Source organism: Streptacidiphilus sp. MAP12-33 (assembly GCF_041261265.1).
Classification (GTDB): domain Bacteria; phylum Actinomycetota; class Actinomycetes; order Streptomycetales; family Streptomycetaceae; genus Streptacidiphilus.
In genome coordinates this window covers 40,533-67,148 of record NZ_JBGCCA010000033.1, presented here as the reverse complement: position 1 = coordinate 67,148, position 26,616 = coordinate 40,533, and the positions used below count along the sequence as shown (strand labels likewise).

Below are 26,616 nucleotides of genomic sequence, written 5' to 3'. Positions count from 1 at the left end.
CCGACCGGCTGCGGCGGGATGCAGAGGTCGCGGGCCGTGGGCAGCCGGTTCGAGCGCGTATGGGAGCCTGCCCCATTGGACGCTTCGGGGACCTCGCCGCTGGCCAGGCCCCAGGCCTGGGTCCGGGTCCGGGGTGCAAGACCTCCCGGGGGAACGCTCCGTTGTCGACGAGCCGGCCCGGCATCGGCTCGCCCGGCTGGCGCCGGAAAGACGACGTGCGGCGCCTGCAGGATGGGAACCCTGCCGGGGTGGTGCTTCTCAGAACTTCTCTGGGCGCGTCAGTGCGAACAGCAGGCAGAGGACCAGCGGTACCGCGGTGACGAGTCCGACGCCGTCAGCCTGCGTGCGCGGCTGCTTGCGGGACGCGAGCGCCGAGCAGGGCCAGGCAGTTGCTCCACAGCGTTCCCAGGCGCTGGGGATTGTTGTAGAGCTTGGCGAACATGACCTGGCCCTCCAACTGCGCGACCACCGAGTAGGCGGCCTCGCGGACATCGACGACCGCGACCTCGCCCCGCTGCTGGGCCTCGGTGACGACCTGCTCCACCATGTCGACCTGATCCTCGAAGATCTTCTGCAGACGTAGGCGGATGGGCTCGGTCTGGTTGCTCAGCTCCAGGGTCAGGTTGCCGAACAGGCATCCCGAAACCGTGCCGCAGCTCTGCTGCCCGGCCCGCTGACCGGCCTCGGTCTCCGCGAACAGCCGCCGCAGGCGTTGCAAGGGCTCGGCGTCGCTGCGCAGGATGCGTTTCCAGTCGCCGTGCTCGCCGACCCAGTGCTCGTCGATGACCGCCAGCGCGAGTGCTTCCTTCGACTCGAAGAAGTAGTAGAAGCTGCCCTTGGGCACGTCGGCGGCCTTGCAGATTTCCGCCACGCCCAGCCCCGAGTAGCCGCGCAGTTCGATCAGCTCGTGCGCGGCATCCAGGATCTTCTCCCTGGCGTCACTGGTCCGTCCCATGACGTAAGTCTACGACCGGTCGTCTATCTTATAGTAGACCGGTCGGCTACTACGGTGATGGAGGACGTGGACGCGATGAATCAGTCGAAGCACGAAGTGGGTGTTGTGCACGAGGTCGTGGAGCGCTGGACGGCGGCGTTCAACAGCCGTGATCTGAAGGGCATGGCTGCGCTGTTCGCCCCCGACGCGCTGTTCCAGGGCTTCGGGCCGGAGCCTCTGGTCGGCCGCGACGCGGTGGCCGAGTACTACGGTGCCGTCCCCAACTACCGCCGCGCCGAGGACGTCAGCGTGCTGCACGCGTGGGCGATCGGCCAGGAGGCGGCGGGCGGATTCGTGGACGTCACCTTCCGCGACCCGGCGGACTGGGAGGCGCGGGTGTATCTCTCCCTGGTCCTGCAGCGCACTGGTGATCGCTGGGAGATCCGTCAGTACCACGTCTCCCGGGTCAGCAACGAGCACTGACCCCGGCGACCGGCCTCGGTTGCCGGCCGTCCGGTCGGCAACCGGGGCGGCCGGAACGCGTCGTACAGCCGTCCCTGCCCCGGGACGAATATCACCCAGGAGCGGCTGTCTGCTCCGTTGTTGGCGCCGCACGATAGTGCGGCGCCAATGCGTGGTGTTCACTGGACGACGATGTCGACGGGGATGTTTCCGTGCGTCGCCTTGGAGTAGGGGCACGCGGCGTGGGCGAGTTTGACCAGCTTTCGGCCCGTGGAGTTCTGCAGGTGTTCGGGCAGCTCGACACGCAGGACGGCTGAGAGAGCCAGGCCGGTGGCGTTTTCGTCGTGGCCGATGCTGATTTCGGCGGTCACCGACACGTCGCCGGTGTCGAGGTTCCGCTCGCGCCCGACGACGCCGAGGGTGCTGGAGTAGCAGGCGGCGTAGCCGGCAGCGAACAGCTGCTCGGGGTTGGTGCCCGCGCCGTCACCGCCGAGCGCGGGCGGGAAGGCGAGTTTGAGGTCGAGCTGACCGTCGGAGCTGACTGCACGTCCCTTGCGGCCGTTGGCGGTGGCTACCGCGGTGTAGATGGCGTCCATGGATGGACTGCTCCTTGTGGTTGTGGCGTGGATGGTGGTCGCGGTCGCGGCCGATGAACGCTGCCCAGCGGTCCTGTGCCTTCCTGGTCTTGGACCGGATCGAGCACGTCAGCGCTGGCGACGCTGAGGTGGGACAGGTCGTTCGCCGATGCCGCGGGAGGCGACTGGTCAGGCCGGGGTCTCAGCGGTGGCGATCAGGACTGCGCGGCCGAGGATGTGGCTGGCCATCGTGAAGCCCAGGAAGGCCGGGGTGGCGTCGGCCGGCACTCCGATGGAGGCCGTGTCCAGGGCGTGCACCACGATGAAGTAGCGGTGGCGACCGTGCCCGGCCGGCGGGGCGGCACCGATGTACCGGGCTGCACGGGCGTCGTTGGGCAGCTGGAAGGCTCCTTCGGGCAGCCCTGATCCGGTGTCGTCGCCGGCGCCCTCGGGCAGCTCGGTGACGGTGGCGGGGATGTCGGCCAGCGCCCAGTGCCAGAACCCGGACCCGGTTGGGGCGTCGGGGTCGTAGACGGTGACGGCGTAGCTCTTGGTGCCCGCCGGGGCGCCGCTCCAGGACAGCTGCGGGGAGGCGTCCTTGCCGCCGGGGACACCGAGGATGCCGGAGAGCTGGGCGGGCGACCAGGCGGCACCGTCGGCGACGGTGGTGCTGGAAACGGTGAAGGAGTCCGCCTCGGGGAGGCGGGCAAAGGGGTCGTTGGCACTCATCGCGTCGGTCCTTTCGAAGTGTGCTGGAGTCTGCGGGCGCTGTTCGGGGATGGGGGCGGCTAGGCGAAGATCGGCCCGACCGTGCGGGTCCGCTTGATCTCGTAGAAGCCGGGTGTGGAGGCGACAGCCAGGACGCCGTCCCACAGGCGGGCGGCCTGCTCGCCAGTGGGGGTAGGTGTGAGGACCGGCCCGAAGAAGGCGATCTTGCTGCTGGCGGGATCGGGGCCGGGGACGGCGATGATGGGGCTGCCGACCTCCTGGCCGACCAGCTCGATTCCTTCGCGGTGCGAGCGGCGCAGGGCCGGATCGTGGGCGTCGGTGTCGCCGGCATCGACGAGGTGCTCGGGCAGTCCCGCCTCGCGCAGGGCGGCCTCGATCGTGGCGCGGGTCTTGGGCTGGCCCTGGGAGAAGTAGCGGGTGCCCAGCGCGGTGTAGAGGGGCTCCAGGACGCCGGGGCCGAAGCCCTCCTGCGCGGCGATCAGGACCCTGACCGGTGCCCAGGCCTGGCCCATCAGTTCGCGGTTGGCCGGCGGCAGCTGGTCCAGGCGTGCCTCGTTGAGGACGGCCAGGCTCATGACGTGCCAGGTGATCTCGACCGGCCGGGTCTTTCGGACCTCCAGCATCCAGCGGGAGGTCAGCCAGGTCCACGGGCACACCGGGTCGAACCAGAAATCGACCGCGGTAGGGGTGGGGGAATCGCTCATCGGGGTCTCCAGACAACGGCCGCGGCCGGGGCGCGCGGCAACGGATGGGTCACGCGGCTGCGGGGTAGCCGGTGGAGGCTGTCAGGTCCGACCAGGCGGCGATGTCGTCGTCCAGGCGCTGTCGGCCGGTTTCGATCAGGCGCAGGGCGTCGGTGCCCAGCACCAGGTGGACCGGCGGCTTGTCGGCGTCCAGCACCGCGAGCAGGGCCTTGGCGGCGCGGTGGGGGTCTCCGGGCTGGTGGCCGTCCTTGGCCCGGCGGGCGGTACGGATCGGGTCGAAGACGGCGTCGTAGTCGCCGATGGTCCGCGGCACCCGGGTCATCGAGCGTCCGGCCCAGTCGGTGCGGAACGCGCCCAGGGCCAGGGAGGTGACGTGGATGCCGAGGTGAGCGACCTCCTGGGCCAGGGACGCTGAGATGCCCTCCACGGCGAACTTGCTGGCGCCGTAGAACGCGACGCCGGGCAGCGCGGTCAGCCCGGCCATGGAGGACACGGTGACGATGTGTCCGCTGCGCCGCTGTCGCATGGACGGCAGGACCGCCTTGATCGCGGCCACCGTCCCGAACACGTTGACGTCGAACTGGCGGCGCAGGTCGTCCATCGAGGATTCCTCGACGGTGCCCTCCACGCCGTAACCGGCGTTGCTGATCAGGACGTCGATCGGGCCGATGCGGGTCTGGACGTCCTCGACCACGGCGACAACGGCCGCGTCGTCGGTGACCTCCAGCAGCCAGCCGGTGGCGCGGCCCGGTGCCATGGCTTCGAACTCGGCGATCTGGTCGCGGTTGCGGACGGTGCCGGCGACCAGGTGCCCGGCAGCCAGGGCCTCCTGGGCGAACGCGCGGCCCAGTCCGCTACTGACTCCGGTGATCAGAAATGTCTTGCTCATCGGGAACTCCTTGGTCGCGGGGATGTCGTGGACGTGCTGGCCGCGGGCTAGGGCCCGGTCAGTGGCCGGCGCTCTGTCCGCCGTCGACGTGGAGGATCTCGCCGGTGACGAAGGAGGCGCCTTCCAGGTAGATCACGGCCTCGGTGACATCGCCGACCTCGCCCATCCGGCCCAGAGGGTGCATCGCGGCCAACGTCTCGTGGTAGGCCTCGGGGTGCATCGGGGTCTTGACGATGCCGAGCGCGACCGCGTTGCTGCGGATACCGCGGCCGGCGTACTCGATGGCCAGCGCCTTGGTCGCGGACTGCAGCCCGCCCTTGGTCAGCGAGGCCAGCACCGAGGTGACGTCCGAACTGGCGTGGTCGACCAGGCTGGTGGTGATCTGGACGACGTGGCCGGTGCCCTGCGCGAGCATCTGCTCGACGGCGAGCTGGGTGATGCGGAAGAACCCGGTCAGGTTGACGCCGTTCACCGCCTCGTAGTCCGCCGACGTGTACTCGGTGAACGGCTTGGCGATGAACACCCCCGCGTTGTTGACCAAGGTGTCGATGCGGCCGAACCGCTCGATGCCCGCAGCGATCACGCGCTCGGCGGTGGCCGGGTCGGCAATGTCGCCCTGGACGGCGAGCACCTCCGGGTCCGCCGACGGCGCGATGGTGCGCGAGGTGGCGACCACGCCGTAGCCCAGCTTGCGGTACGCGTCGACCAGGCCTGCGCCGATGCCCTGCGATGCGCCGGTGATGACAGCGACCTTCTGTCCGGCAGTAGTCATGATGACCTTCTCTGTGGGAGGTGCGGTGACTCGACCGAATCAAATAGTTGACCGGTCGGCTAGCTGACGTATTTGACGCTAGACGGCCCCCTCTGGCGGTGTCAAAGACCCCTGCGAAGCCGCACACCACCTGTGACCTGCGGTGGGAGCCTGTACCTATCAGGTTGGAGGAGAGTGGTCGTGGCGGGCACAGCCGGAGCAGGCACACGGTTGGTTGACGGAGCACCGGATCAAGGGCCCCGGCGCACGACACGAGACGGAGAGCAGACCATGCAGGAGTTCCTGGTCGAGATCACCACGACGATCCCCGAGGGCACCGAGCAGGCCGAGGTCGACAGCCGCCGGGCCGCCGAGGCGGTCCGGGCCGGGGAACTCGCGGCCACAGGGCATCTGTTCCGACTGTGGCGCCCGGTCGGCGAGACGCGCAGCCTGGGAATCTGGCGCGCGGACGACGAGACCGCCCTGCACGAGAAGGTGCTGGGCACCCTCCCGCTGCGGTCCTGGATGACGCTGAAGGTCACCGCGCTGCAGTCGCACCCCAATGACCCGGGCAAGGACGACGCCGCCCGGTGACAGACCGCGCCCCGCGGCGTTCGGCCTCGGTGACCTGGCGGGGGCTGTTCTCATTCCTCGCGACTAACCCGGTCGCGAATGGCGTCGCCCCCGCCGACAGCCGGCCTGCGGTCTTGCGGATGTACGTCATCCCGGCCGCCGCGGCGCTGGCGGCCGGCATGGGGGTAGGGCGCTTCGCATACACCCCGATCCTTCCCCTGATGCACGCCCAAGCGGGCTTGACCACATCCGCGGGCGCGCGCCTGGCCAGCGCGAACTACATCGGCTACCTGGTCGGCGCCCTCGGCGGCATTGCGTTGCCCGCGCTGGCCCGCTCGCGCGTGGTGCTGCGCGCCTCGCTGGTGGTGCTGGTCATGACGCTGGCCGCGATGCCGGCTACTCACGCGGTGCTCGCGTGGGAGGCGCTGCGTCTGCTCGCGGGCGTCGCCAGCGCGTTGGTGTTCGTCGTCGCTGTCAGCGCCCTGCTGAGCAACCTGCGCGGACACCCGCCGTCCCTGCCCGGATGGGGGTTCGGCGGTGTCGGTGCGGGCATCGCCCTGTCCGGACTGCTGGTTCTGGCGCTGAGGGCCGTCGGCGACTGGCGAGCCGCGTGGTGGGGCACGGCCGCGCTGGCCGCGGTGCTCAGTATCGGCGCGTGGGGGCTGCGTCCGGAACCAGCCCGCCCGCCGGACGTCGCCCTGCCCGTCACAGACCGGACGCCCGCATTCGGGACACGGCGCCGGTTCGGGATGCTGTTCCTCAGCTACAGCCTCGAAGGCGTCGGTTACATCATCGCCGGCACCTTCCTGGTAGCAGCGATCGAGCAGACGTCGCCGGGCTGGTTCGGCAGCGGCGCGTGGGTGCTGGTCGGGCTGGCCGCAGTGCCCTCCCCGGCACTGTGGGCATGGTTGGGCCGGCGCTGGTCCGGTCCCGATCTGCTGTTCGTCGCGCTGGTGGTCCAGGCTGTCGGCATCGCCTTGCCGGCCCTGCTCGACGGCGTGGCGGCAGCTGTCCTGTCTGCCGCCCTGTTCGGTGCGACGTTCCTGGGCGTGAGCACGATCGCACTTGGACTCGGAGCGCACCTGCAGTTCCCGCGCTCGGTCGCGCTGCTGACCGCGGGCTACTCCGTCGGCCAGATCCTCGGCCCGCTCGCCGCCGCCCCGCTACTGCACCACGGCTACCACCAGGCGCTGCTGCTGGCCTCAGCCGTGGTCCTTGCCTCAGCCGCGACCGCTGCCGCACTGCGGATCGGCAACCCGCACCAGCCGACGACCCCGTAAATCAAGCCGTCCATGCCCGCACCAGCCGGTATGCCCGGCGACCAGGATCGGCTCCTGTCCCGTGGTGAGCCGGGCCTTCCAGTCCATCTAGCATTGAGCAGGTGGAGTTGCGTCAGCTGCAGTACTTCGTGGTAGTCGCCGAGGAGCTCAACTTCCGGCGAGCCGCAGACCGGCTGTTCATCGCCGGTCCGTCACTGTCCCAGCAGATCAAAGCCCTGGAACACGACCTGGGAGTACGGCTGTTCGACCGCGATCGCCGCTCGGTGACCCTCACCCCCGCCGGCGCCGCACTGCTCCCGCATACCCGCTCGCTGCTGGAGCGAGCCGAGGACCTGCGCAGCCGGGCCGCGCGGATCTCGGGCTCGGAACCGGTCCGACTCGGCTACGTCAACTGGCTCCCCCCGGACCTGAACGCGCGCGCCTCGGCCGTCGCGAGGCTGCACGTCGACGCCTGGGTCGCCCCGTCCCACACCCAGGCGGCCCGGGTCGCCGACGGCAGCCTGGACCTGGCTGTGTGCTGGATCGACGTCCAAGGCCTCGAACGCCATAACCTGAACGCCCGGCTGCTGGGCGCCGACCGGCTTTACGCGGTCACCGCCGGGCCGGATCCGGCGCCGGTTCGGGCCGGGGACACCGCCGTCCTCCTGGACGACGACACCACCTCCTGGCAATCGTGGAACGTCTACGCCCAGCAGATCGCCGACGACACCGGCGCCCAGGCCGAACACATCTTGGACGGCGGCATCACCGGGCCCGCCTTCTTCGACCACGTACGCCGCTCGCGCCGACCCATCATCAACTCGCCCAAGGGCCAGACCACGCCGCTGCCTCCGGACCTGATCCAGCGCCCGGTCATCGACCCGAAGATCTACTGGACCTGGTCCCTAGTCTGGCGCCGCAACGAAGTCCGCTCCGCCGTCCTGACCACAGTCGACGCCCTTACCCAGGGCACTACCGACACCGGCATCCACGCCCCGGATGCCTGGCTGCCCGCCACCGACCCGCACAGAGTTTAGACACCCGAGTGGATCACAGCCCGGCCCACACTCGTAGACTTCCGCGAAAGCGGACTGCATCCATCTCTCGCCAAGACGATGAACCCCCGCCGGGTCCATGGGACCGACCGAGGGCGGGATCGTGCATGCCTGTGCGTGTCAGGGCTCAGTCTCGCTCTGGGGCAGCCCGCGCTCGTCCGACCAGGTATGAAGTTGCCCGTGGTGGCCAGCGTAGGTCCTAGAAGCGGCTTCTCAAATGATGACCAGTGGGACCGTCCACGCGGTCCGAGGCTCTGGGGTTCTGACGGCCCAGGAGTTCCAGGCTGCATACGACGCAGCCGCCACACCGTGACCAGCCGACTCTGGCCCGACGACGTGACGGTGCACTACCGAGGGTGCCGGTCGCGCATGGCTCTCACCGCCGCCCGCCGCGACCGCTTCGTGGTCAGGAGACGCCGCCCCAGGGCAGGCGAAGTGTCGTCGACGAAGGCGGTCCGGACAACGTGAGTTGCCCGGACCGCCTTCGTCACTCAGGCCGCCGCAGCGAAGCTCGCGGCAAAGAGCGGCTCGGCTCTGTCGAGCTCGGCCGCCGAGGCGATCCGCACCTCCAGGTCGCCAGTCCCGAGATGGCCGACGCCGCGCAGATCCCTGGTGAACCCCGGGGCAAGGCTGACAGTCGAGGGGTCGACGTTCAGGACCGCGACCAGGGAGTCGCGGGTCACGCGCACGCACGCGAAGTTCCGGCGGCGACGGAACGCCAGGTAGTGCTGCAGCTCGACGCACGTACCGTCGCCCAGGTCTAGCAGCCGCTCCTCCAGCTCGGCGAACAGGCCCTGAAGGTCAGGCGACGCCGAATCCAGCGACTGCCGGACACCCCGCCGACCGGTGCCCTCCGCGCGGGTCGACGAACCCGCGCGCACCGCCCGAGGGCCGCAGCCCCCGGCGACCGAAGCCACCAGCTCCAGAGTCACGAGGTCCTGCGCGTACTGCCGGTACACCAGAAGGTCGACCCGGTGGTGCGACATGCCGGCCGCCACAGTGTCGTAGCGGGTCAACTCGGTCGCCACGCAGACGATCCGCGGGTTGCTCCAGTCGACAGTGCGGCCAGCATCCTCGCCCAGCCGCTGCACCACGAGCGCCTCGAACTCGTCTCGGTGCTCCACCAGCCAGGCGAGGTAGAAGAGGCCCTGTGACAACACGCTGGCGCTGCCGGTCCGCTTGTACTCCACGACGACGGGCGACCCGTCCTCGTCCAGGGCCAGCGTGTCGATCCGGCCCCTGTGGAGAGGCCCGGTCGAGTACTCGTGCGCCAGGAAGCGCATCCCGAGCATCTCCGGCATGTTGGCCTCGATCAGCACTTGCAGGTGGCGTTCCAACTCCGCCGCCCCGCCCTCGATCCTACGTACAGCCCCATCCGTCACCCGGAACACCTGCAGCAAAAATCCCCCTCATGCAGCGGTCCATGATCCGCAAGCGGGGAAACCTACTGCGCAGAAGGTCATCTGTCTAGTGAATGTTGCGCACATCACGCAGTGATAGGTGTGCTCAGATCCCGGGCAAGTCGCAGGCGAGTTCACTCTGGGTGGTGGCCCGGGTGCACCCCAGTAAGCTAGAGGCTACGGGATTCATCCGGAGCAACTTGCCCGCAACTTGCCCGGGAGTATCCGTAGCCGCGTGGGACTAGCGGTGCCACATGGGACGGGCTGTCACAGCCAGACGTGCTCTGACCAGGCAAAAGTGGGACGCAAGTCGGCCAGCTGGGACTAGCTGGCGGGTGATCACGTGTACTCGTAATGCGTAGGTCTCGGGTTCGAATCCCGAAGGCGGCTCCTTTGAGGCCCCGGTCGCAGTCACTGCGACCGGGGCCTTTGGGTTTCAGCGGGTTCGCCGGTGGTGCCGGAGGTGGACCTTGCCGGAATCAGGGGTGCGTCAGGGTGCTTCCCTGATGCGGCTCATGGGCAGCGGGCGGGACGCTGGGCAGGTCCCGGAACCACGTGTCCTGAGGGGGAGTCGTGCGGAAGAGGAGAGTTCTGCCTGTCGTCGCCGCCGTCGCAGTCGGCGGTGCGGTTCTGATCGCCACGTCAGCCTCGGCCTCGCCGAGCGAGGCCGGAGCGTCCGCGCACCGCGGCGCGGTCCATTTCTCCAGCTTCACGGACAACGACGGCCCGAGCGCCTCGGTGATCCTCACCGGAGCGCTCGGGGATTTCGGTGAGTCCGTCAGCGTCAATCCCGACGGGAGCGTCAGCACCGGCCATGCCGGTCAGATGAAGCTCGTGCTGAGCCAGGGCAGCTTCCGGATCGACTTCGGCGCGCTGGACCAGCAGCTCCTCGCCGCCATCGGCGCGCACCCCATGGACACGCGGTCCTGCGCGGGGCACGTCACCACCACCGGCACGGCCGTGGTCGTCCCTGGCTCCGGCGACGGGGCATACCGGGGGATAGCGGGCACGTTCCACCTCACCGTGACGCTGGACGAGCTCGTGGCCAGGAACCAGTGCGACTGGACCGGCGCGACGCTCAGGCAGTCCATCGTCGTGCTCGGTTCCGGGGAGCTGTCCCTCGCCGGGTAGGGCGGGCGCCGCCGGTTACCCGTTCGTCGCCGTCGCCGTCGCCGTGGCCGTCCCCGCTGCCGCGCGGGTCAGGCGGGCGGCCAGGGTGGCGAGGTGGGTGCGGAGCTCGGGCGGGTCGAGGACCTCGAAGTCGACGCCCTTGAGGGCGACGTGGAGGGCGATCTCGTCGAGGGAGGCCGCGCCCGCGTGGAAGAGGCAGGAGTGGTCGTCGCGGCGTTCCAGGCGGCCGGCCGTCGGGGAGGTGCGGTCGGCCAGGGCCTCCAGCGGGGCGTGGAAGAGGATCGTCGCCTGGTAGCGGTAGGGGGCGGAAGAGAGCTTGTCGGAGAGGTAGGCGTCCAGGTCCTCCGCAGGCGCGGGCCGGGGAGTGAAGCGGGGGCCGGGCTGGAGCGCCGCGTCGGCGTCGAAGCGGTCGAGGCGGAACGTGCGCCAGTCGTCGCGGTCCAGGTCGTAGGCGAGCAGGTACCAGCGGCGGCCGGTGTGGACCAGCCGGTACGGCTCGACCCGCCGGCCCCGCCCCTGGTAGCCGAAGCGGACGCCCTCGTGGGCTCGGCAGGCGCCCGCCAGCGCGGCCAGCAGGCCCGCGTCGACGGCCGGGCCGGACGCGCTGAGCTGGACGATCGCCGACTGGACCGAGGCGACACGGTGCCGCAGCCGGGAGGGCAGCACCTGTTCCAGCTTGGCCAGCGCCCGCAGGGAGGTCTCCTCGAAGCCCGCGACCGAGCCGGTCGCCGCCGCGCGCAGGCCGACGGCCACGGCCACGGCCTCCTCGTCGTTGAGCAGCAGCGGTGGCAGGGCCGCGCCGACGCCGAGGCGGTAGCCGCCGCCGAGGCCGGTCATCGAGTCGACGGGGTAGCCGAGCTCGCGCAGCCGGTCCACGTCGCGGCGGACGGTGCGGGTGGTGACGTCGAGCCGCTGGGCGAGCTCGTCGCCCGGCCAGTCGGGGCGGGACTGGAGCAGGGACAGCAGTCTCAGGAGTCGGGCCGAGGTCTCCAGCATGGCGTCGAAATCCCCCAAATCAGTCCAAGTAAGTCCGAAAACACCCTCCGGTTGAGGACCGAACCTGTCCTCAATGGTTCCTAACATCGGTGGTGCAAGCAAGGCACAAGCAAGGCACAAGCAAGGTGCGAGCAAGGGAGAACGTCATGATCCTGGTCACCGGAGCCACCGGAAACGTCGGTCGTCGGGCGCTGGAGCTGCTGGTCGAGCAGGGGCACAAGGTGCGGGCGCTGACCCGTGACCCGCAGCGGGCGCAGCTGCCCGAGGGCGTCGACGTCGTCGCCGGGGACCTGGCCGATCCGGCGACGCTGGACGCGGCGCTGGACGGGGCCGAGGCCGTCTTCCTGTTCGCCGTGCCCGGCTCGGGACCGGGCTTCGTGGCCGCCGCCGAGGCCGCCGGGGTGCGCCGCGTGGTCCTCCTCTCCTCCGGCGCGGTCGAGGACGCGGACCTCGCGTCCGGCCCGATCGCCGCTTACCACGCGGACATCGAGCAGGCGCTGCGCGGCTCCAGCCTGGAGTGGACGTTCCTGCGCCCCGACGTCTTCGCCGCCAACTCGCTGATGTGGGCCGGGCAGACGCAGGGCGGCGACGTGGTCCGCGGCGCCTACGCGGGGGCCACCGGCGCGCCGATCCACGAGGCCGACATCGCCGCGGTGGCCGCCGCCGTGCTCACCGGGGACGGGCACGCGCAGCAGGTCTACCGGCTGACCGGCCCCGAGTCGCTGACCCACGCGGACCAGGCGCGGATCATGGGCGACGCGCTCGGCCGCCCGATCAGCTACCAGGAGCTGCCCGCCGAGGTGGTGCGCGAGGCGATGAGCGCGCACGTGCCCGGCCCGATCCTGGACGGCATCCTGCACGCCTGGTCCTCCTCCGTCGACCGGCCGGCCCCGGTGACCGGCGAGGTGGAGCGCATCACCGGCCGCCCGGCCCGCAGCTACCGCGACTGGGTGCTGGACCACGCCGCCGCGTTCTGACCGCCGCCCCGTTCTGACCGGCGTGTTCTGACCGCCGCGACAGGCCCCTCTCACCCCAGGGCAGCCCGCGCCGTCCGCTCGCCGGCACCGCTCACTGCTGCCGCTCCGGCAGGTCCACCACGAGGCCGTCCACCTCGTCGGTGACCGGGAGCTGGCAGCTGAGCCGGCTGTTCGGGCGGCGCGGGCAGACGGTCGTGTGGAGCAGCTCGTCCTCGATCTCGGAGACCGCGGGCAGCGGCACCGACGTCCTGGTGTCCACATAGACGTGGCAGGTCGCGCACATGGCGCCGCCGCCGCACTCGCCGACGATGCCGGCGACTCCGTTGACGACCGCCCCGCGCATCACGGAATTGCCCTCGGGGACGTCGACGATCGTCGCGGTGCCGTCCGCGCTGCGATAGGTGATCTTGGCCATGGCGTCGGATCCTCCGTGCCTTCTCGGTTCTCGCTGCCCTATCCGGTCCCGCTCATACTCCAGGTCGAATCGAGAGCCCCGCTGGAGTCTGACCAGTACGGATGTCCGCACGGATATCGGTCATGGCTCGGAGGAGGAAGCGATGCTGGACACAGGCCGGCGGCTCGACTGGTCGCCCGCCGGGGTGGACGGGGCGGACCCGCGTCTGGAGTACGCCACCCTGGAGGTTCCGCTGGACCACGCCGATCCGGGGGGCGAGCGGATCACGATCGCGCTGAGCCGCCTGCGGGCCACCGACCCGGCCAGGCGCCGCGGCGTGCTGGTCGGGGTGACGGGCGGTCCGGGCGGCGACGGCGGCCTCGGACGGGACATGCCCGCCCGGCTGGCGGCCACCCGGCTGGCCGAGGTCTACGACCTGGTCGGCCTCGACCCGCGCGGCACCGGTGCCTCGACGCCGCTGCGGATCGAGCTGACCCCCGTCACCTCGGTTTTCGACTCCCGTCCGCCGGACGCGGCGTTCGCGGCGATGGCCGCGGACATGCGCGAGCGCGAGCTCGGCTGCGAGCGGATCGGCGGCGCGATGCGCCCGCACGTCAACACCCGCAACCTGGCCCGGGACCTGGACGCGCTGCGGGTCGCGCTCGGTGAGGAGAAGCTCAGCTTCCTCGGCTACGCGTACGGGAGTTACGTCGGCGCGGTCTACGGCACGATGTTCCCCGCCCACCTGGACCGCAGCGTGCTGGACTCCTGCGTGCACCCGAACTGGACCTGGCGCGAGCAGTTCCTCGCGCAGGGGCGCGCGGTGCGGGAGAACGTCGAACTGTGGGCGGGCTGGACCGCGCGGCGCGCGAAGCACTTCGGGCTGGGCGGCACGGCGGACGAGGTCGTCGGCGCGGTGGAGCGGGTCGTGGCACGGCTGGAGACGGGGCCGGGGGTGGCGGCCCGGACCGCGTTCGACGGGATCGTCGGCGGCCTGGCCACCGACCGCTCGGCCTGGGCCCGGCTGGGCCTGCTGGTCGGCGAGTTGCTGGATGCGACGGGCGGTGACGCGACCGGCGGTGATCCGACGGGTGGTGACGCGACGGGTGGTGACGCGACGGGCGGTGATCCGACGGGTGGCCACGCGCACGGCGGGGCCGTCGACGGTGAGCGGGTGGCGGCGCTGCTGGCCGAGCACGGCACGGGTGGCTGGGGCGCCCGGGCCAGCGAGCAGTGGAAGCAGAGCGTCCTGGAGGCGGTGACGCTGGAGACGGCCTGGCCGACCGACCTGGAGACCTACTACGCGGACATGCGGGCCTTCCGCGCGCACTGCCCCTACGGTCACGGCGTGCTGCGGGCGGCGCCCTGGGTCGGCGCGTTCCGCACCTTCCAGTCGCCCGAGCCGCCCACGGTGCTGGCCCGCGAGGGCTACCCGGCGGGCGTGATCGTGCAGGCCGACGGCGACCCGATGGACCACCGCGAGGGCGGCGAGGCCCTGGCGGAGCGGCTGGGCCACCACCTGATCACCGTGAAGGACTCCGGGGAGCACGAGGTCTACCTGCTGGCCGGGGCCAACCCGGCGTTGGAGGCGCTGGTCGAGGGCTACCTGGTGGAGGGTGTGCTCCCGCCCTACCGGGTCTCGGTGTCCGGCTCGCGTCAGGCGCCGCCCGTCCCCGAGGACGACTGACGGGGCAGGACGGACAGCGGGAGGAGGCCGGTCGCCCTCGGGCGGCCGGCCTCCTCGGCTTGACGACCGTCGCTAGCGCCGCTTGCCCGCGGGCACCACGAAGCGGGTGTAGAGCAGCTCCCGCATCACGTCCTCGCCGCCCTCGACGACCGAGACGTAGCGCATGTCCCGCACCAGCTTCCCGATCGGATGCTCGTGCGTGTAGCCGAGGCCGCCGAACATCTCCGAGCCGAGTGTGGCCACCTGCCAACCCGCCTGCCCGCAGAAGAGCTTGGCGGCCAGCGCCGAGCGCAGCGAGCCGACCCGGTAGAGGGCGGCCGCGCCGCCGTCCGGGGCCTCCAGGTAGCGGTCGAACTCGGCCGCCGCCGCCCGGCACTGGCTGCGCATCACCTCGACCAGCGTCTCGATCTGACCGAGCTTCGCGGCGAAGACGGCGTTGTCCTGGAGCCGCGCGCCCTTGATCCGCTTCTGGCCCGCGTACTCCATCGACAGGTCCCGGATGCGGCGGGAGACGCCGATCGCGGTGGCGGCGATGAGGATCCGGCTCGCGTTGAGCCCGATCTCCAGATGCCGCAGGCCGTTGCCGCGCAGCCGGTGGGCGGCGGGCACGGCGACGTCCCGCAGCCGGGCCTGGTAGGTGCCGGAGCCGCGGACGCCGATCATGTCCCAGCGCTTGACGATCTCCACACCCGGCGCCTCGCGGGGGACGGCGACCATGGCGTAGTCCGCCTCGTCGTCGGCGGAGCGGGCCAGCACCAGCAGCAGGTCGGCGCTGCCGGAGTTGGTCGAGAAGTACTTCTCACCGTTCAGCACCAGGTTGTCGCCGTCGCGGCGGAACGTGGTGGCGGTGCGGCCGAGTTCGCTGCCCGCCTCCTCCTCGCTGCCGAGGATGCCGAGCCGCCCGCCGCCCGCGATCATCCGCTCCAGCACGGGACGGGCCAGCTCGTCGGTGCCGTACAGCTGGAGCATGGCCGTGCCGAGCACCGGGAGGAACGCGCCGAAGGCGAAACCCGCGTCGCCGTAGGCGAGTTCGGAGACGATGTCGACGCTGTCGGCGAGGCTCAGGCCGAGGCCGCCGTAGGCCGCGGGGATCCACCAGTTGGCCAGTCCGGCGGCGTGCAGCCGGGCCGCCTCGGCGGTGGGCTGGTCGGGCAGGGAGTCGAAGTACTCCTCCTTGCCCAGCAGTTCCGCGCGCGCGAAGGTGCGGACACGGTTCAGGACCTCGGTGGCGGTGGAGCCCTGGGAGGTGCCGGCGGGCGCGTTGAGGGTTGTCGTCATGGCGATGCTCACTTCGCCGGCGCGAGGCGGCGGGCCTCGGCGAACTCGCGCGCCTTGGCCATCGTGGCCCGGCTGTTGGAGCCGAGGGCGTGCCGCACGGCCTGCTTGGCGGCGTCCAGGGAGGCGGGCGGCTGGGGCAGCTTGGCCAGGCCCTCGGGGTCCAGCAGTACGAAGTGGCGGGAGGTGACGGTGACCGTGTCGTCCTCCGGGTGGGCCTCGAAGGTCCACTCGCCGTTGTGGGCGAGGAAGGCGGGCGGCAGCGTCGTCTGCTTGTAGGTGATGCGCCGGTCGGTCTCGCAGACCCGGCCGGAGGCGGTGGTGTGCACCGAGCCGTCGGGGGAACGGGTGTCCATCTCCATGAACTGCAGCCCCGGCTCGTCTTCCTGGAGCTCCAGGCGGGCCACGTGCGGCAGCCGGACGGGCCACTTGGCGGCCTCGTAGACGAAGTCGTAGACGTCCGAGAGGGAGCCCGCGACGGTCTCGCTGTCGGAGAAGTCCAGGTAGAGCTCCGCCTCCGTGTCGCCGCGCTCGGCGGCGCGGCGCAGGTGCTCCAGCTCGGAGCGGCTGTTGGTGTCGACGGCGCGGGTGATCTGCTCCAGCGCGGCCGGGTCGTCCCCGGCGGCGCGGAACCAGTGCTCCAGACGGACGGAGGTGCCCCCCTCCGGCGTCGGTTCGAGCCGCCAGGCGCCGCCCATGAGGGCGACCGGCGAGGCCGGGGTGACCTGCTCGAACTCGACCTGCAGGGACTGCGGGCGCAGGCTGCGGCGCGACTCCCAGGTGCGCAGGCGCCCGTTGGCGAGGGCCCAGAGCCGGATCGTCTCCTCGGTGGCGCCGCCGTCCGCGCTCTCCGTGACGGAGGTCTGCGCGGCCCGCACGGTGGGCGGGAAGTAGAGCGGCCACCGGGCGACGTCGGCGACGATCCGGTAGACCGCTTCCGGCTGGGCCGCCACGTCGATCCGATGGGTCATCCGGGTGGTGCCGGCGGTGGTCGCGGCGTGGGGTGCGGCGTGAGGTGCGGCGTTGGGTGCCATCAGGCGCCTTCCAATCCTGAGATGTAGTGGACGAGTTCGCGCGGGGTGGGGTGGTCGAGCACGGCGCCCGCCGCGAGTCGCAGGCCGGTGGCGGCGTTGAGCCGGTTGCGCAGGTCGACGCTGAGCAGCGAGTCGAAGCCGAGCTCCTTGAAGGTGTCGTCGGGTCCGACCGCGTCCGCCTGCGGGTACCCGAGCACCTCCGCGGCATGGCCGCGCACCAGCTGCAGCAGCCGCTCCGCGGGGTCCGCGGCGGCGGCCGCCGGGGCGCCGACGGCGGCGCCGGCCGGGCCCGCTACGGCGGCCCCACCTGCCGCGCCGCCGACAGCCGCGCCGGCCGGGCCGGCCAGGGCGGTGCCTCCCGTACCTGCTGCCAGGGTTCCGCCTGCCACGCCGCCTGCCACGCCGCCTGCCACGCCGCCTGCCACGCCGCCTGCCACGCCGCCTGCCACGCCGACGGCTGCGCCGACCGAGCCGACCGAGCCCGGCGCTCCCGCGCCGACCGAGCCGACCGCGCCGACCGCGCCGGCCGAGCCCGGCGCTCCCGCGCCGACCGAGTCGGCCGAGCCCGGCGCTCCCGTGCCGGCCGCCAGGCCTGCCGTCGGGGTGCCGGCTGCCGCCGACCCCGGTGCAGGCAGGCTGGAGCCCGCCACCGTCAGGCGGCCGGACGACAGGCCGTGACCCGCCGCGTGCGCGCCCGGGAGGCCGTCGAGCAGTGCGGCCGCGCGGGTACCCGGGCGGAGGTCGTCGAGGGCGAGGCGGAGGGGGGCGCGGACCGGGGTGGGGGAGGTGAGGCAGGAGTCGAGCAGGTGGAGGGCGTCCGCGGTGTCGAGGGGGGCGATGCCGATGCGGGCCAGCGCCGCCGTGTCGGCGTCCGTCAGGTGGCCGGTCATGCCCGTCGACTGGCGCCACAGGCCCCAGTCGAGGGAGGTCGCCTCCAGGCCGCGGGCGCGGCGGTGCTGGGCGAGGGCGTCCAGGAAGGTGTTGGCGGCGGCGTAGTTGCCCTGGCCGGGGTTGCCGAACGTGCCGGCCACCGAGGAGAAGAGCACGAACGCGGACAGGTCCAGGTGCTCCGTCAGCCGGTGCAGGTGCCAGGCGCCGGCGACCTTGGGTCGCAGCACCGTGCGCAGCTGCACCGGGGTGAGGCGGCCGACCAGCGCGTCGCGCATGACCCCCGCCGTGTGGAAGACGCTGCCGGGCTCGTACTCGGCGACGACCTTGCCGAGGTCCTCGGCGTCGGTGACGTCGCAGGCGAGCAGCGAGACCCGGGCGCCGAGCCCGGTCAGCTCCGCCTCCAGCTCCGCCGCGCCGGGCGCCTTGGCGCCGGAGCGGCTGAGCAGCAGCAGGTGCCGGGCGCCGTGTGCGGTGACCAGGTGCCGGGCCAGTTCGGCGCCGAGGCCGCCGGTGCCGCCGGTGATCAGGGTCGGGCGGCTCGGGTCGTAGGAGCGGGGCATGGTCAGGACGAGCTTGCCGCGGTGGCGGCCCCGGCTCAGCATCCGCAGCGGCACCCGCCCCTGCCGCACGTCCCAGGTGCGGACCGGGAGATGACGCAGCGCGCCCGCCTCGAACAGGGCGACGAGCTCGTCCAGCACCTCGCTGATCCGGTCGGGGCCGATGCCGAGGATGTTGTAGGCGCGATAGGTGACACCTGGATGTGCGAGCTCGGTGGCGGCCACGTCGCGCAGGTCGGTCTTGCCCATCTCGGCGAACCGGCCGCCCTCGGCGAGCAGTCCGAGCGAGCGGTCGATGGCCCGGCCGGACAGGGAGTTGAGCACCACGTCCACGCCGCGCCCGCCCGTCGCCGTGCGGAACGCGTCGGCGAAGTCGAGCGTGCGCGAGGAGGCGATGTGGTCCTCGGCGACGCCCCAGGCACGCAGCACCGGCTGCTTGTCGGGGTGCGCGGTGGCGAACACGTCGGCGCCGAAGTGGCGGGCCAGCTGGATCGCGGCGAGGCCGACGCCGCCGGTCGCGGTGTGGACCAGCACGGCGTCGCCGCGCTGGGTGGCCGCGACGTCGACCAGGCACTGGTAGGCGGTGATGAAGACGATCGGCACGCCCGCCGCCTCGGCCCAGCTCCAGCCGGCGGGCAGCGGCTTGACCATGCGCTCGTCGGCGACGGCGAGCGGGCCCAGCGAGCGCTCGAACATGCCGAACACCCGGTCGCCGACGGCGAAGCGGCTGACCGCCGAACCGACCTCGGTCACCACGCCCGACCCCTCGCTGCCCATGGTCAGCTCGGTCGGGACCAGGCCGAGACCCACGGTCACGTCGCGGAAGTTCAGGCCCGCCGCGCGGACCTCGATCCGGACCTGGCGCGGGCCCAGTTCCGCCTCCGCCTCGGGGTGGGGGAGCAGCGCGAGGTGGTCCAGGGTGCCCTTGCTGGTGACGTCGAGCCGCCAGGCGCCCTCGGCGGGCGGGGTGAAGCCGCCGTCGTCGGCGGGTCGCAGCCGCGGCCGGTACAGGCGTCCGGCGCGCACCGCGATCTCGGGCTCGTCGCCAGCCAGGGCCTGCGGCAGGGCGCGCAGGGAGGCCGGGTCGTCGTCGAGGTCGACCAGACGGAAGGTGTCCGGGTGCTCCGTCTGCGCCGAGCGGACCAGGCCGGTGGCGACGGCGGCGGCCAGGTCGCGGACCGGCTCGCGGTCGAGGGCCGCCAGCGCGCCCCGGGTCACCAGGGCGAGGCGGGAGTCGGCGGGACGCGGCACCGCGAGCCAGGACTGCAGCAGGTCGGTGGCGGCGACGGCGAGCCGCTCGGCGTGGCCGGGCAGCCGCTCCTCGTCGCCGAGGCCGACGCCGAGGCCCAGGCCGACTCCCTCGCCGGTGACGGCGTAGGCGCCGATCCCCGCACCGGTGCCCGCACCGAGGTAGGGGCCGGCGCTCAGCGGCACGACGACGACGCCCACACCGGCGCCCGGGACCGCGTCCAGCTCCGGGTAGTCACGGGCCGCCGCCAGTTCGGGGGCGGCCACCGTCACCCAGGCGTCGGCGCCCAGGCCAGCCGGGAGGTCGCCGGTGGGGAGCCGCTCCCAGACCGGCCGCAGGGCGACGCCACCCTCGGTGTCGGGCAGCGGGCGCAGCGTCAGCGCGGCGACGGAGCCGACCAGGCGGTCCTGCTCGTCCAGGAGGGTCACCGCGTAGGCGCCGTCCCCGCTCGGCACCGCGCGGACCCGCAGCGTGCGGGCGTCGGTGGGCCGCAGCTCTGCGTCGTGCCAGGCGAACGGGACCTGGAGCCCCACGCCGGTCGCCAGCACGACCGGGTGCAGGGCCGCGTCCAGCAGCGCCGGGTGGGCGCCGGCGAAGGGCGCCGCGTCGGCGTCGGGCAGGGCGACCTCGGCGAGGGTCTCGTCCCCGCGCGTCCACAGGGCGCGCAGGCCGGCGAAGGCGGGGCCGTAGTCGTAGCCGCGCACGGCGAGGCCGGCGTAGACGCCGGCCAGGTCGACGGCGGTCGCGCCCTGGGTGGACCACGGCGAGACGGGGGCGTCGGCACCGGCCGTGGGGGCCAGGATCCCGGACGCGTGCTGGACCCAACCGCCGTCCGCGGCACGGGAGTGCACGGTCAGGGTCCGGCGTCCGGCGGTGTCGGGGGCGGCGAGCACCACCCGCAGGTCCGGCGCGCCCTGCTCGGACGAGGGCAGGACCAGCGGCGCGCTGAGCGTCAGGTCGGCGACGACGGGGACGTCGAGCGCCGTGCCGATCTCGGTGAGCAGCGACACGAACACCGTCGCCGGCACCAGCGCGGCGCCGCGCACGACGTGGTCGGCCAGCCACGGGAACCGCTCCCGGTCGACGGTGGCGGTCACCACCGTCTGGCCGGTCGGCAGCTCGACCGGCTCGGCCGCGAAGGCGCCGAGCCGCGTGGCGGCGGTGGTGTCCGGAGCGGTGACCCAGAACCGGGCACGGTCGAACTGGACGCCGGGCAGGGAGAGCTGACGCCCCTCCGGTTGCACGGAGGCGAGGTCGACCGGTCCGGCCGAGTCCGGCAGGGCCGCCGCCTGGGCCAGGAACTGGCCGAGACCGCCGCTCTCGCGGCGCAGGCTGCCGAGCACCGTGCCGCGCGCACCGGCCGCGTCCAGGGCCTCCTGGATGCTGAAGGTCAGCACCGGGTGCGGGCTCATCTCCAGGAAGGTCCGGTGCCGCTTCTCGATCAGCGTCCGCACGACCGGCGCGAAGCGCACGGTGTTGCGCAGGTTCTCGTACCAGTAGGCGGCGTCCATCTCGGTGGTGTCGAGCACGGTGCCGGTCAGCGTCGAGTAGAGCTTGACCTCGGAGGCGCGCGGGGCGACCGGTGCGAGGTCGGTCAGCAGCCGGTCCTCCAGGTGTTCCATCGCCTCGGTGTGGGAGGCGTAGTCGACGTTGATCCGGCGGGCGTCGACGCCCTCGCGCTCGCAGTGCGCGATCAGCTCGTCCAGTCCGGCGTCCTCGCCCGCGACGACCGTCGAGGTCGGGGAGTTGGTCGCGGCCATGGATACGCCGTCGACGGTGTTGAGCAGCCGCTGCGTCTCCTCCGCGCCGAGCAGTACCGAGGCCATGCCGCCGGGCGGGGCCAGCGCGGCCAGGGCCTGGCTGCGCAGCGCCACGACCCGGCAGGCGTCCTCCAGGCCGAGCGCGCCCGCCACGTGGGCGGCGGCGATCTCGCCCTGCGAGTGACCGACCACGGCGGACGGCTCCACGCCGACCGAGCGCCACAGCGCCGCCAGCGAGACCATCACCGAGAACAGTGCGGGCTGCACCACGTCGACGCGGTCCAGGCCCTCGCCGCGCAGCGCGTCCGTCAGCCGCCAGTCGCAGAACTTCGCCAGTTCCTCCTCGCAGGCGCGGATCGACCCGGCGAAGACGGGCGACTCGGCCATCAGCGCGAGACCCATCTCGACCCACTGCGAGCCCTGCCCGGGGAAGACGAAGACCGGCCCGGCCAGGTCGCGGTGGGACTCGGTGCGGACCACGGTCGGCGACTGGTAGCGGCCGGGCACGACCGGCAGCGGGGTGCCGGAGGCCAGCGTCTCCAGGCCCGCGAGCAGCTCGGCCCGGCTGTCGGCGACGACGCTGCCGCGGTGCGGGAAACGGGTGCGGGTGCGCAGGGTGCGGGCGACGTCGGCGGCCTCGGTCATGTCGGTGGCGCCGTCCTCCTCCGGGGAGGCCGTGAGGAGGTGGTCGGCCAGCGCGCGGGCCTGGCGCTGGAGCGCCTCGGGGCTGGGCGCCGACAGCGCCCACACCAGCGGGCTCGCGGTGGCCCGCTGCACGGCGGGCACCGGGGCCGGCACGGCGTGCTCCAGCACGATGTGCGCGTTGGTGCCGCTGATGCCGAAGGAGGAGACGGCCGCGCGGGCCGGACGCCCGCCCGGCTCCCACGGCCGGGCCTCGGTGAGCAGGGCCAGGCCGCTGCCCGCCCAGTCGATGTGGTGGGTGGGCCGGTTGACGTTCAGCGTCGCGGGCAGCACGCCGGCGCGCATCGCCTCGACCATCTTGATCACGCCGCCGACCCCGGCGGCCGCCTGGGCGTGCCCGAAGTTCGACTTCAGCGAGCCCAGCCGCAACGGCCGGTCGGCGGGCCGGTCCTGCCCGTAGACGGCGGCCAGGGCGCGCGCCTCGATCGGGTCGCCGAGCTCCGTGCCGGTGCCGTGCGCCTCGACGACGTCCACGCCGTGCGGGTCGATCCCGGCCTGCCGCAGCGCCGCGCGGATGACGTCCTCCTGCGCGGCCTTGTTGGGCGCGGTCAGGCCGTTGCTGGCGCCGTCGGAGTTGATCGCGGAGCCGCGGACCACCGCCAGCACCTCGTGCCCGTTGGCGCGGGCGTCGGTCAGCCGCTCCAGCAGCAGCAGACCCGCGCCCTCGGCCCAGGCGGTGCCGTCGGCGTCGTCCGAGAACGGACGGCAACGGCCGTCGGGGGAGAGACCGTTCTGCCGGGTGAAGTCGACGAACATGCCCGGCGTGGACATCACGGCGATGCCGCCGGCCAGCGCCAGGCGGCACTCGCCCTGCCGCAGCGCCTGCACGGCCAGGTGGATCGCGACGAGTGAGGAGGAGCAGGCCGTGTCCACGGTCAGCGCCGGGCCCCGCAGGCCGAAGTAGTAGGCGATCCGGCCCGAGGCGACGGAGGTGGAGCTGCCGGTGATCCGGTAGCCGCCCTGTCCCTGGTTCTCCTCGTGCAGGCGCGGCCCGTACTCCTGCGCCATGGCGCCGACGAAGACGCCGGTGTCGCTGCCGCTCAGCGCGGCACGGTCCAGGCCGCCGCGCTCGAACGTCTCCCAGGCCACCTCCAGCAGCACCCGCTGCTGCGGGTCCATGCCCTCCGCCTCGCGCGGGGAGATGCCGAAGAACTTCGCGTCGAAGAGGCTGGCGTCCTCCAGGAAGCCGCCGCGCGTGGTGATCGAGCGCCCGTCGGCGAAGTCCGCGGCACGCCAGCCGCGGTCGGTGGGGAAGTCGGAGGTGGCGTCCCGGCGTTCGGCGACGAGGCGCCACAGGTCGGCCGGGGTGCGCACGCCGCCCGGGTAGCGGCAGCCCATGGCCACAATGGCGACGGCTTCCTGCTCACCGTCGAGGGGTTCCGCGTGGGGAGTCATCGTCGGTCGTGACCTTTCGTCTGCGGGCCGTCCGGGGCGTCCGGGGCGTCCGACCGGAGCGCCTCGATCAGCGCGGCCGGTGTGGGGTGGTCGAAGAGCAGCGTCGTCGGCAGGGCGCGGCCCACCGCGCGGGCGAGGGCGTTGCGCAGGGCGACGGCCATGCGGGAATCCAGGCCGAGGTCGGTGAAGCTCGTGTCGAGCGGGATCTCCGTGCCCGGAGCCAGGCCGAGGATCTCGACGGTGCGCTGGAGGACGAGGTCGAGCGGGTCCCCCGACCAGGCGGCTTCCGCGGCCGCCGCGGTGACGGGCGCGGGGCCCGCCGGAGTCGGCGCGACGGTGGCGCTGACGCTGATCCAGTGGGGCTTGCGCTGGAACGGATACAGCGGCAGGTCGACGCGGCGCGCGCCGGGCCCGAACAGGGCCGCCCAGTCGACGGGCTTGTCGAGCAGGAACGCGGCGACGGCCTCTGCGGCGGGGCTCGTGGCCTCCGCCCCGGCCGGCTCCGGCCGCACGCCCTCGGCGAGTTCGCGCAACCGCGCGACGAGTTCCTCCGGCTCGGCGGCGAGCACGGCCGCCCGCAGCGGCAACGCGGCACGCGTGGTCGCGCACGAGAAGGCCAGATCGACGAGGTCGACCTCCTTCTGCCGCGCCACGAAGGCGGCCAGCGCCGCGGCTTGAGCGCGCAGCGCGGCCTCGTCCCGGGCGGACACCACCACGGGCACGACGCGCGCGTCGCCACCGGCCCCCGCTCGGCCCTCCGGGCCTGCGGCGTCGTCACAGGCGCTCAGCACCGCGTGGACGTTGGTGCCGCCGAGGCCGAAGGCCGAGACGCCGGCCAGCAGCGGGCCGTCCGTGCCGGGCCACGGGGTGCGGCGGGTGCAGACCTTGAGCCGGAGGCCCGCCAGGTCGATGTCCGGGTTGGGGCGGCGGTGGTTGAGCGTCGGCGGGAGCTGGCGGTGGTACAGCGCGGACGCCGTCTTGATCAGGCCCGCCAGCCCCGCCGCCGCCTCCAGGTGGCCGATGTTCGTCTTCACCGAGCCCACCAGCAACGGCCTTTCGGCCGGACGGTCCTGACCGAGCACGTGCCCGAGCGCCCGCGCCTCCACCGGGTCGCCCGCCCGCGTGCCGGTGCCGTGCAGTTCCACGTAGCCGATCGCGGACGGCGCGACCCCCGCCCTGCGGCAGGCCTCGGCCAGCAGCTCCTGCTGGGCCTCCTGGCGCGGGGAGGTGAGGGTGACGCCACCGCCGTCGTTGTTGAGGGCCGTGGCCAGCACGGTGCAGTAGATCCGGTCGCCGTCGGCGCGCGCCGCTCCCAGCGGCTTCAGCACCAGCACGCCCGCGCCCTCGCCGCGCACGATGCCGTCCGCGTGGGAGTCGAAGGTGTGGCAGCGGCCGGTGGGCGACATCGCGCCCAGCTCCTCGATCAGCGCGTCCCCGACCGGGGAGAGGTTCAGCTGTACGCCTGCGACCAGCGCGGTCGCGCACTCGCCGCGCCGCAGGGCCGCGACGCCCTGGTGCAGGGCGGCCAGCGACGAGGACTGGCCGGTGTCGACGACGGTGCTGGGGCCGGTGAAGCCGAAGGCGTAGGAGACGCGGTTGGCCAGGAAGGTGCGGGAGGTGCCCGTCATCGTCCAGGCGTCGACCGCGCCCGACGCGCGGCTCAGCAGCGCGTAGTCGTCGGAGCAGCAGCCGACGAAGACGCCCGTCGGGCCGCCCTCGGTGGCGACGAGGCGAGCGTCCTCCAGGGCGTGCCAGCTCAGTTCGAGCAGCAGCCGCTGCTGCGGGTCCATCGCCGCGGCCTCGGTCGCGGTGATGCCGAAGAACGCCGCGTCGAAGTGCTCCACGTCGCGCAGGTAGCCGCCGGAGCGGCGGCCGTCGCGGAAGCCCGTGCCGGGGGCGATCGCCTCGCCGCCGCGGCCGAGCATCCGCCAGAAGCCGGTGAGGTCGTCGGCGCCGGGGAAGCGGCAGGCCATCCCGACGACCGCGATCGGCTCCTCCGCCGGGAGGGCGCGCTCGGGGTGTTCAGGACGTTCAGACATGGCGGCCTCCGGCCTCGACCAGGGCGAGCAGCCGCTCGCGCAGCTCCGTGACGGCCTCGCGGTCGTCCCGGTCGCCCGGCACCAGCGGGTGGACGGTGCTGTGCTTGCCGAGCACCCGGGGCTGGCGCCGGGCCAGCCGGCTGAGACTGTCGCCGGGGCCGGCCTCCACCAGCAGGCAGTCGTGCCGGTCCAGCAGCGCGCCGAGCGTCGGCGCGAAGTGGACGGTGCGGGCGGCCTGCCAGGCCCAGAACTCCGGGTCCAGCGCCTCCTCGTCGGTGAGCAGGCCGCGGGTGTAGGCGGACCACAGCGGGATCGACGGGCGGCGCAGCGTCACCGCGCGGAAGGCGGGCAGGCTGGCGAGCACGGCGGCGTCGACGGCGGGGCTGTGGAACGCCTGCTTGGCCAGCACGTCACGGCAGATGAGACCGCGCGCCGCCAACTCCCGGGCGGCGGCGTCCAGCGGCTCGCGCTCTCCGGCGAGCAGCAGCTGCCGGGCGGCGTTGACGGCCGCGAGGTGCACACCGCCGCTCTCGCGCTCGGGCGCGAGGAGGTCGGCGACCTCGGCCACCGACGCCGCGACGGCGAGCATGCCGCCGGGCGGGGTGTGGACGAAGTGCTCGACGCGGTCCCGCATCAGGCCGACCGCGTCGGCGAAGTCGAGGATCCCGGCGAGCGTCGCGGCGGCGAACTCCCCGACGCTGTGGCCGAGCAGGGCCACGGGCGCGACGCCCCAGCCGAGCACGGTGCGCCCCAGCGCGTGGTTGACGGCGAAGAGCAGCGGCTGGGCGACGGTCACGTCGTCGTAGGCGGCCGACGGGTGTGCGGCGAGCCACTCGCGGCGCAGCCGGGGCCCGTCGGGGCCCAGCAGCCGGAACGCCTCGTCCATCCAGAAGGAGAACGTCTCGTCGTGCCCGTAGAGGCCTGCGGCCATGCGCGGGTACTGCGCACCTTGTCCGGGGAAGACGAGTGCGACCGGCGGACTCGTCCGTTGGGCTGTCAGCGGCATCCGGCTTACCTTCCTTTCCTCCGCCCCGACCATGGGCGCGCGGGTTCGACGCTCACCTGAGCCCGGATCGAGTGCCGGGCGCGGCCCGCCGCTCTGGCCCGGGTTGAGCGACCCCCGAGCGCCCCGCGGCAGGCTCGACGGCCGGATGCCGTCGCGTGGAGGGGTGAGCAGCGGTGCACGCAAAAGAGGTTT

General features: G+C 73.0%; 21 protein-coding genes. 7 read left to right on the top strand and 14 right to left on the bottom strand.

The features are described from left to right. Positions 1-334: 334 nt before the first annotated feature. Entirely contained in the window at positions 335-955 is a 621-nt protein-coding gene (locus ABH931_RS28660; RefSeq protein ID WP_370119332.1) for a TetR/AcrR family transcriptional regulator, read from the bottom strand. 75 nt (positions 956-1,030) lie between these two features. Between ABH931_RS28660 and ABH931_RS28655 the strand changes: the two genes are divergently transcribed. After that, entirely contained in the window at positions 1,031-1,417 is a 387-nt protein-coding gene (locus ABH931_RS28655) for an SgcJ/EcaC family oxidoreductase (protein WP_370119329.1), read from the top strand. Between the two features lie 158 nt (positions 1,418-1,575). On the opposite strand, the gene ABH931_RS28650 is transcribed toward ABH931_RS28655, so the two are convergent. The 5 genes from ABH931_RS28650 to ABH931_RS28630 form a co-directional block, all read right to left on the bottom strand. Beyond that, a complete protein-coding gene (locus ABH931_RS28650; protein ID WP_370119326.1) occupies positions 1,576-1,992 on the bottom strand; it encodes an Ohr family peroxiredoxin in 417 nt (138 codons plus the stop codon). Between the two features lie 168 nt (positions 1,993-2,160). After that, positions 2,161-2,700, bottom strand: coding sequence for a YbhB/YbcL family Raf kinase inhibitor-like protein (locus tag ABH931_RS28645; protein ID WP_370119324.1), 540 nt, complete (start codon positions 2,698-2,700; stop codon positions 2,161-2,163). Between the two features lie 59 nt (positions 2,701-2,759). Continuing rightward, positions 2,760-3,404, bottom strand: a complete 645-nt coding sequence (locus ABH931_RS28640; RefSeq protein WP_370119321.1) for a DsbA family protein — start codon at positions 3,402-3,404, stop codon at positions 2,760-2,762. A gap of 49 nt (positions 3,405-3,453) precedes the next feature. Next, positions 3,454-4,293 carry an oxidoreductase gene (locus ABH931_RS28635; RefSeq protein ID WP_370119318.1) on the bottom strand — a complete coding sequence of 280 codons (840 nt, stop codon included), beginning with the start codon at positions 4,291-4,293 and terminating at the stop codon, positions 3,454-3,456. A 58-nt stretch (positions 4,294-4,351) separates the two neighbouring features. Next, entirely contained in the window at positions 4,352-5,065 is a 714-nt protein-coding gene (locus ABH931_RS28630) for an SDR family NAD(P)-dependent oxidoreductase (protein ID WP_370119315.1), read from the bottom strand. 270 nt (positions 5,066-5,335) lie between these two features. On the opposite strand from ABH931_RS28630, the gene ABH931_RS28625 reads away from it, so the two are divergent. From ABH931_RS28625 to ABH931_RS28615, 3 genes are all read left to right on the top strand, one after another. Further along, on the top strand, positions 5,336-5,638 hold the full coding sequence (locus tag ABH931_RS28625; protein ID WP_370119312.1) for a muconolactone Delta-isomerase family protein: 303 nt from the start codon (positions 5,336-5,338) through the stop codon (positions 5,636-5,638). A 119-nt stretch (positions 5,639-5,757) separates the two neighbouring features. Continuing rightward, positions 5,758-6,897: a YbfB/YjiJ family MFS transporter gene (locus tag ABH931_RS28620; protein ID WP_370119487.1), complete on the top strand. Its 1,140-nt coding sequence runs from the start codon at positions 5,758-5,760 to the stop codon at positions 6,895-6,897. Positions 6,898-6,989: 92 nt separating this feature from the next. After that, entirely contained in the window at positions 6,990-7,913 is a 924-nt protein-coding gene (locus ABH931_RS28615; protein WP_370119484.1) for a LysR family transcriptional regulator, read from the top strand. 509 nt (positions 7,914-8,422) lie between these two features. Here ABH931_RS28615 and ABH931_RS28610 read toward each other — a convergent pair. After that, positions 8,423-9,322, bottom strand: coding sequence for a DUF5655 domain-containing protein (locus tag ABH931_RS28610; protein ID WP_370119481.1), 900 nt, complete (start codon positions 9,320-9,322; stop codon positions 8,423-8,425). 582 nt (positions 9,323-9,904) lie between these two features. Between ABH931_RS28610 and ABH931_RS28605 the strand changes: the two genes are divergently transcribed. After that, on the top strand, positions 9,905-10,462 hold the full coding sequence (locus ABH931_RS28605) for a hypothetical protein (protein ID WP_370119309.1): 558 nt from the start codon (positions 9,905-9,907) through the stop codon (positions 10,460-10,462). A 15-nt stretch (positions 10,463-10,477) separates the two neighbouring features. On the opposite strand, the gene ABH931_RS28600 is transcribed toward ABH931_RS28605, so the two are convergent. Further along, positions 10,478-11,458: a helix-turn-helix transcriptional regulator gene (locus tag ABH931_RS28600; RefSeq protein ID WP_370119306.1), complete on the bottom strand. Its 981-nt coding sequence runs from the start codon at positions 11,456-11,458 to the stop codon at positions 10,478-10,480. 146 nt (positions 11,459-11,604) lie between these two features. On the opposite strand from ABH931_RS28600, the gene ABH931_RS28595 reads away from it, so the two are divergent. After that, positions 11,605-12,435 (top strand): NAD(P)H-binding protein, encoded by an 831-nt coding sequence (locus tag ABH931_RS28595; protein WP_370119303.1) that lies wholly within the window; start codon positions 11,605-11,607, stop codon positions 12,433-12,435. A 91-nt stretch (positions 12,436-12,526) separates the two neighbouring features. On the opposite strand, the gene ABH931_RS28590 is transcribed toward ABH931_RS28595, so the two are convergent. After that, positions 12,527-12,850 carry a 2Fe-2S iron-sulfur cluster-binding protein gene (locus tag ABH931_RS28590; protein ID WP_370119301.1) on the bottom strand — a complete coding sequence of 108 codons (324 nt, stop codon included), beginning with the start codon at positions 12,848-12,850 and terminating at the stop codon, positions 12,527-12,529. A 142-nt stretch (positions 12,851-12,992) separates the two neighbouring features. Here ABH931_RS28590 and ABH931_RS28585 point away from each other — a divergent pair, with 142 nt between their 5' ends. After that, positions 12,993-14,516, top strand: a complete 1,524-nt coding sequence (locus ABH931_RS28585; protein WP_370119298.1) for an alpha/beta fold hydrolase — start codon at positions 12,993-12,995, stop codon at positions 14,514-14,516. Between the two features lie 72 nt (positions 14,517-14,588). Here the strand turns inward: ABH931_RS28585 and ABH931_RS28580 are convergent, their stop codons facing one another. The 5 genes from ABH931_RS28580 to ABH931_RS28560 are packed head-to-tail and all read right to left on the bottom strand — an operon-like array spanning position 14,589 to position 26,424. Beyond that, the gene (locus tag ABH931_RS28580; RefSeq protein ID WP_370119297.1) at positions 14,589-15,794 is read right to left on the bottom strand and encodes an acyl-CoA dehydrogenase family protein; all 1,206 of its coding nucleotides are present in this window, start codon (positions 15,792-15,794) and stop codon (positions 14,589-14,591) included. 8 nt (positions 15,795-15,802) lie between these two features. Continuing rightward, positions 15,803-16,825, bottom strand: coding sequence for an aromatase/cyclase (locus ABH931_RS28575; RefSeq protein WP_370119294.1), 1,023 nt, complete (start codon positions 16,823-16,825; stop codon positions 15,803-15,805). Next, positions 16,825-23,379 (bottom strand): type I polyketide synthase, encoded by a 6,555-nt coding sequence (locus ABH931_RS28570; RefSeq protein ID WP_370119292.1) that lies wholly within the window; start codon positions 23,377-23,379, stop codon positions 16,825-16,827. Before ABH931_RS28570 ends, ABH931_RS28575 begins: the two co-directional genes overlap by 1 nt. Beyond that, positions 23,376-25,418: a beta-ketoacyl synthase N-terminal-like domain-containing protein gene (locus ABH931_RS28565; RefSeq protein WP_370119290.1), complete on the bottom strand. Its 2,043-nt coding sequence runs from the start codon at positions 25,416-25,418 to the stop codon at positions 23,376-23,378. Before ABH931_RS28565 ends, ABH931_RS28570 begins: the two co-directional genes overlap by 4 nt. Next, positions 25,411-26,424, bottom strand: a complete 1,014-nt coding sequence (locus ABH931_RS28560) for an acyltransferase domain-containing protein (protein ID WP_370119287.1) — start codon at positions 26,422-26,424, stop codon at positions 25,411-25,413. The genes ABH931_RS28565 and ABH931_RS28560 overlap by 8 nt, the downstream gene beginning before the upstream one ends. Positions 26,425-26,616 lie beyond the last annotated feature (192 nt).

Coding starts and splice junctions, on each gene's coding strand:
- ABH931_RS28655 (WP_370119329.1), top strand. CDS start 1,031: ATGAATCAGTCGAAGCACGAAGTGGGTGTTGTGCACGAGGTCGTGGAG.
- ABH931_RS28645 (WP_370119324.1), bottom strand. CDS start 2,700: ATGAGTGCCAACGACCCCTTTGCCCGCCTCCCCGAGGCGGACTCCTTC.
- ABH931_RS28565 (WP_370119290.1), bottom strand. CDS start 25,418: ATGTCTGAACGTCCTGAACACCCCGAGCGCGCCCTCCCGGCGGAGGAG.
- ABH931_RS28560 (WP_370119287.1), bottom strand. CDS start 26,424: ATGCCGCTGACAGCCCAACGGACGAGTCCGCCGGTCGCACTCGTCTTC.
- ABH931_RS28660 (WP_370119332.1), bottom strand. CDS start 955: ATGGGACGGACCAGTGACGCCAGGGAGAAGATCCTGGATGCCGCGCAC.
- ABH931_RS28630 (WP_370119315.1), bottom strand. CDS start 5,065: ATGACTACTGCCGGACAGAAGGTCGCTGTCATCACCGGCGCATCGCAG.
- ABH931_RS28620 (WP_370119487.1), top strand. CDS start 5,758: ATGTACGTCATCCCGGCCGCCGCGGCGCTGGCGGCCGGCATGGGGGTA.
- ABH931_RS28575 (WP_370119294.1), bottom strand. CDS start 16,825: ATGGCACCCAACGCCGCACCTCACGCCGCACCCCACGCCGCGACCACC.
- ABH931_RS28595 (WP_370119303.1), top strand. CDS start 11,605: ATGATCCTGGTCACCGGAGCCACCGGAAACGTCGGTCGTCGGGCGCTG.
- ABH931_RS28625 (WP_370119312.1), top strand. CDS start 5,336: ATGCAGGAGTTCCTGGTCGAGATCACCACGACGATCCCCGAGGGCACC.
- ABH931_RS28570 (WP_370119292.1), bottom strand. CDS start 23,379: ATGACTCCCCACGCGGAACCCCTCGACGGTGAGCAGGAAGCCGTCGCC.
- ABH931_RS28600 (WP_370119306.1), bottom strand. CDS start 11,458: ATGCTGGAGACCTCGGCCCGACTCCTGAGACTGCTGTCCCTGCTCCAG.
- ABH931_RS28640 (WP_370119321.1), bottom strand. CDS start 3,404: ATGAGCGATTCCCCCACCCCTACCGCGGTCGATTTCTGGTTCGACCCG.
- ABH931_RS28635 (WP_370119318.1), bottom strand. CDS start 4,293: ATGAGCAAGACATTTCTGATCACCGGAGTCAGTAGCGGACTGGGCCGC.
- ABH931_RS28590 (WP_370119301.1), bottom strand. CDS start 12,850: ATGGCCAAGATCACCTATCGCAGCGCGGACGGCACCGCGACGATCGTC.
- ABH931_RS28580 (WP_370119297.1), bottom strand. CDS start 15,794: ATGACGACAACCCTCAACGCGCCCGCCGGCACCTCCCAGGGCTCCACC.
- ABH931_RS28650 (WP_370119326.1), bottom strand. CDS start 1,992: ATGGACGCCATCTACACCGCGGTAGCCACCGCCAACGGCCGCAAGGGA.
- ABH931_RS28585 (WP_370119298.1), top strand. CDS start 12,993: ATGCTGGACACAGGCCGGCGGCTCGACTGGTCGCCCGCCGGGGTGGAC.